The sequence below is a fragment of the Streptococcus sp. 2022WUSS083 genome, assembly GCF_044427155.1.
Classification (GTDB): domain Bacteria; phylum Bacillota; class Bacilli; order Lactobacillales; family Streptococcaceae; genus Streptococcus; species Streptococcus hashimotonensis.
Genome location: NZ_JAOTGK010000012.1, coordinates 1 through 5,124, shown reverse-complemented (window position 1 = coordinate 5,124; position 5,124 = coordinate 1). Strand labels below are relative to the sequence as shown.

At 49.4% G+C, this 5,124-nt stretch carries 1 tRNA gene and 3 rRNA genes; all 4 read left to right on the top strand.

What is annotated here, in order from left to right:
• Positions 1–71: 71 nt before the first annotated feature.
• The 4 genes from ODU41_RS10660 (at position 72) to rrf (ending at position 5,123) form a co-directional block, all read left to right on the top strand.
• Positions 72–1,620 (top strand): 16S ribosomal RNA (locus ODU41_RS10660).
• A gap of 53 nt (positions 1,621–1,673) precedes the next feature.
• Positions 1,674–1,746: transfer RNA gene (locus tag ODU41_RS10655), tRNA-Ala, on the top strand.
• Positions 1,747–1,911: 165 nt separating this feature from the next.
• Positions 1,912–4,815: ribosomal RNA gene (locus tag ODU41_RS10650) — 23S ribosomal RNA — on the top strand.
• A 192-nt stretch (positions 4,816–5,007) separates the two neighbouring features.
• Positions 5,008–5,123, top strand: a 5S ribosomal RNA gene (gene rrf / locus ODU41_RS10645).
• The 16S, 23S and 5S rRNA genes sit together here with 1 tRNA gene alongside, the layout of an rRNA operon.
• Position 5,124 lies beyond the last annotated feature (1 nt).

The following is a 5,124-nucleotide window of genomic DNA, read 5'->3' as shown; positions in this document are numbered from 1 at the left end:
GATAAATCGTCAATGACAAAACAAAACAATAAAACGGAAAGCTAGTGATAGCTTGAGTTTGAATCAAAACTTTTTATGAGAGTTTGATCCTGGCTCAGGACGAACGCTGGCGGCGTGCCTAATACATGCAAGTAGAACGCTGAGGTCTGGTGCTTGCACTAGACGGATGAGTTGCGAACGGGTGAGTAACGCGTAGGTAACCTGCCTCATAGCGGGGGATAACTATTGGAAACGATAGCTAATACCGCATAACAGTATTTACCGCATGGTAGATGCTTGAAAGGAGCAATTGCTTCACTATGAGATGGACCTGCGTTGTATTAGCTAGTTGGTGAGGTAACGGCTCACCAAGGCATCGATACATAGCCGACCTGAGAGGGTGATCGGCCACACTGGGACTGAGACACGGCCCAGACTCCTACGGGAGGCAGCAGTAGGGAATCTTCGGCAATGGGGGCAACCCTGACCGAGCAACGCCGCGTGAGTGAAGAAGGTTTTCGGATCGTAAAGCTCTGTTGTAAGAGAAGAACGTGTGTGAGAGTGGAAAGTTCACACAGTGACGGTATCTTACCAGAAAGGGACGGCTAACTACGTGCCAGCAGCCGCGGTAATACGTAGGTCCCGAGCGTTGTCCGGATTTATTGGGCGTAAAGCGAGCGCAGGCGGTTTGATAAGTCTGAAGTAAAAGGCTGTGGCTTAACCATAGTACGCTTTGGAAACTGTCAAACTTGAGTGCAGAAGGGGAGAGTGGAATTCCATGTGTAGCGGTGAAATGCGTAGATATATGGAGGAACACCGGTGGCGAAAGCGGCTCTCTGGTCTGTAACTGACGCTGAGGCTCGAAAGCGTGGGGAGCGAACAGGATTAGATACCCTGGTAGTCCACGCCGTAAACGATGAGTGCTAGGTGTTGGGTCCTTTCCGGGACTCAGTGCCGCAGCTAACGCATTAAGCACTCCGCCTGGGGAGTACGACCGCAAGGTTGAAACTCAAAGGAATTGACGGGGGCCCGCACAAGCGGTGGAGCATGTGGTTTAATTCGAAGCAACGCGAAGAACCTTACCAGGTCTTGACATCCCAGTGACCGTCCTAGAGATAGGATTTTTCTTCGGAACACTGGTGACAGGTGGTGCATGGTTGTCGTCAGCTCGTGTCGTGAGATGTTGGGTTAAGTCCCGCAACGAGCGCAACCCCTATTGTTAGTTGCCATCATTCAGTTGGGCACTCTAGCGAGACTGCCGGTAATAAACCGGAGGAAGGTGGGGATGACGTCAAATCATCATGCCCCTTATGACCTGGGCTACACACGTGCTACAATGGCTGGTACAACGAGTCGCAAGTCGGTGACGGCAAGCTAATCTCTTAAAGCCAGTCTCAGTTCGGATTGTAGGCTGCAACTCGCCTACATGAAGTCGGAATCGCTAGTAATCGCGGATCAGCACGCCGCGGTGAATACGTTCCCGGGCCTTGTACACACCGCCCGTCACACCACGAGAGTTTGTAACACCCGAAGTCGGTGAGGTAACCTTTTAGGAGCCAGCCGCCTAAGGTGGGATAGATGATTGGGGTGAAGTCGTAACAAGGTAGCCGTATCGGAAGGTGCGGCTGGATCACCTCCTTTCTAAGGAAATGGAAACCTGTACGTTAGTCTTCTTTAATTTTGAGAGGTCTTGTGGGGCCTTAGCTCAGCTGGGAGAGCGCCTGCTTTGCACGCAGGAGGTCAGCGGTTCGATCCCGCTAGGCTCCATTAACAACGGAAGTTGTTAAGATTTTGTCCATTGAAAATTGAATATCTATCAAACATTCCTAAACGTATGTAACAGTACGTATAGAAATAGTAACAAGAAAATAAACCGAAAACGCTGTGAATATTTAATGAGTTTTCTAATTTTTGAAAAAATTAGGTTAATAAGGTTAAGTTAATAAGGGCGCACGGTGGATGCCTTGGCACTAGAAGCCGATGAAGGACGTGACTAACGACGAAATGCCTTGGGGAGCTGTAAGTAAGCAATGATCCAGGGATGTCCGAATGGGGGAACCCGGCAGGTAATGCCTGTCACTCACTACTGTTAAGGTAGTGAAGAGGAAGACGCAGTGAACTGAAACATCTAAGTAGCTGCAGGAAGAGAAAGCAAAAGCGATTGCCTTAGTAGCGGCGAGCGAAACGGCAGGAGGGCAAACCGAGGAGTTTACTCCTCGGGGTTGTAGGACTGCAAAGTGGACTTGAAGAGTATAGAAGAACTACCTGGGAAGGTAGGCCAAAGAGAGTAATAGCCTCGTATTTGAAATATTCTTTATACCTAGCAGTATCCTGAGTACGGCGAGACACGCGAAATCTCGTCGGAATCCGGGAGGACCATCTCCCAACCCTAAATACTCTCTAGTGACCGATAGTGAACCAGTACCGTGAGGGAAAGGTGAAAAGTACCCCGGAAGGGGAGTGAAATAGAACCTGAAACCGTGTGCCTACAACAAGTTCGAGCCCGTTAATGGGTGAGAGCGTGCCTTTTGTAGAATGAACCGGCGAGTTACGATATGATGCGAGGTTAAGTTGAAGAGACGGAGCCGTAGGGAAACCGAGTCTTAATAGGGCGGATTAGTATTATGTCGTAGACCCGAAACCATGTGACCTACCCATGAGCAGGTTGAAGGTGCGGTAAGACGCACTGGAGGACCGAACCAGGGCACGTTGAAAAGTGCTTGGATGACTTGTGGGTAGCGGAGAAATTCCAAACGAACTTGGAGATAGCTGGTTCTCTCCGAAATAGCTTTAGGGCTAGCGTCGACATTTGAGAATCTTGGAGGTAGAGCACTGTTTGGATGAGGGGGCCATCTCGGTTTACTGATTTCAGATAAACTCCGAATGCCAATGATTTATGGTCGGCAGTCAGACTGCGAGTGCTAAGATCCGTAGTCGAAAGGGAAACAGCCCAGACCACCAGCTAAGGTCCCAAAATAATTGTTAAGTGGAAAAGGATGTGGGGTTGCACAGACAACTAGGATGTTAGCTTAGAAGCAGCTATTCATTCAAAGAGTGCGTAATAGCTCACTAGTCGAGTGACCCTGCGCCGAAAATGTACCGGGGCTAAAACAATTTACCGAAGCTGTGGATAACACTTAGGTGTTATGGTAGGAGAGCGTTCTATGTGTGAAGAAGGTATACCGTGAGGAGTGCTGGAACGCATAGAAGTGAGAATGCCGGTATGAGTAGCGAAAGATGGGTGAGAATCCCATCCACCGTAAGACTAAGGTTTCCAGGGGAAGGCTCGTCCGCCCTGGGTTAGTCGGGACCTAAGGAGAGACCGAAGGGTGTATCCGATGGACAACAGGTTGATATTCCTGTACTAGAGTATGAAGTGATGGAGGGACGCAGTAGGCTAACTAAAGCGGGCGATTGGAAGTGCCCGTCTAAGCAGTGAGGTGTGATATGAGTCAAATGCTTGTATCTATAACATTGAGCTGTGATGGGGAGCGAAGTTAAGTAGCGAAGTTAGTGACGTCACACTGCCGAGAAAAGCTTCTAGCGATGTATCATACTCTACCCGTACCGCAAACCGACACAGGTAGTCGAGGCGAGTAGCCTCAGGTGAGCGAGAGAACTCTCGTTAAGGAACTCGGCAAAATGACCCCGTAACTTCGGGAGAAGGGGTGCTGACTTAAGGTCAGCCGCAGTGAATAGGCCCAAGCAACTGTTTATCAAAAACACAGCTCTCTGCTAAATCGTAAGATGATGTATAGGGGGTGACGCCTGCCCGGTGCTGGAAGGTTAAGAGGAGGGTTTAGCGTAAGCGAAGATCTGAATTGAAGCCCCAGTAAACGGCGGCCGTAACTATAACGGTCCTAAGGTAGCGAAATTCCTTGTCGGGTAAGTTCCGACCCGCACGAAAGGCGTAATGATTTGGGCACTGTCTCAACGAGAGACTCGGTGAAATTTTAGTACCTGTGAAGATGCAGGTTACCCGCGACAGGACGGAAAGACCCCATGGAGCTTTACTGCAGTTTGATATTGAGTATCTGTACCACATGTACAGGATAGGTAGGAGCCTATGAAGTCGGGACGCCAGTTTCGACGGAGGCGCTGTTGGGATACTACCCTTGTGTTATGGCTACTCTAACCCGGATAGGTTATCCCTATCGGAGACAGTGTCTGACGGGCAGTTTGACTGGGGCGGTCGCCTCCTAAAAGGTAACGGAGGCGCCCAAAGGTTCCCTCAGAATGGTTGGAAATCATTCGCAGAGTGTAAAGGTATAAGGGAGCTTGACTGCGAGAGCTACAACTCGAGCAGGGACGAAAGTCGGGCTTAGTGATCCGGTGGTTCCGTATGGAAGGGCCATCGCTCAACGGATAAAAGCTACCCTGGGGATAACAGGCTTATCTCCCCCAAGAGTTCACATCGACGGGGAGGTTTGGCACCTCGATGTCGGCTCGTCGCATCCTGGGGCTGTAGTCGGTCCCAAGGGTTGGGCTGTTCGCCCATTAAAGCGGCACGCGAGCTGGGTTCAGAACGTCGTGAGACAGTTCGGTCCCTATCCGTCGCGGGCGTAGGAAATTTGAGAGGATCTGCTCCTAGTACGAGAGGACCAGAGTGGACTTACCGCTGGTGTACCAGTTGTCTTGCCAAAGGCATCGCTGGGTAGCTATGTAGGGACGGGATAAACGCTGAAAGCATCTAAGTGTGAAACCCACCTCAAGATGAGATTTCCCATAACTTTATGTTAGTAAGAGCCCTGAGAGATGATCAGGTAGATAGGTTGGAAGTGGAAGTGTGGCGACACATGTAGCGGACCAATACTAATCGCTCGAGGACTTATCCAAGATAAGTAACGAAGGCTTTATAAATTCTGTATGAAAATAGGAAACTGACGCAGAGTCAAGAGACTCTAGGAAGTTTATCTTTTTCACTAAGAATTTAGCCTGAGTACAATTAAAACTAGAGTCAATATTGACAGCGTTGGTAAAACTTGTTAGAATATAGATATTCAATTTTGAGTTGACAAGACTCAGTAGTTAAGTGACGATAGCCTAGGAGATACACCTGTACCCATGCCGAACACAGCAGTTAAGCCCTAGAACGCCTGAAGTAGTTGGGGGTTGCCCCCTGTTAGATACGGTAGTCGCTTAGCA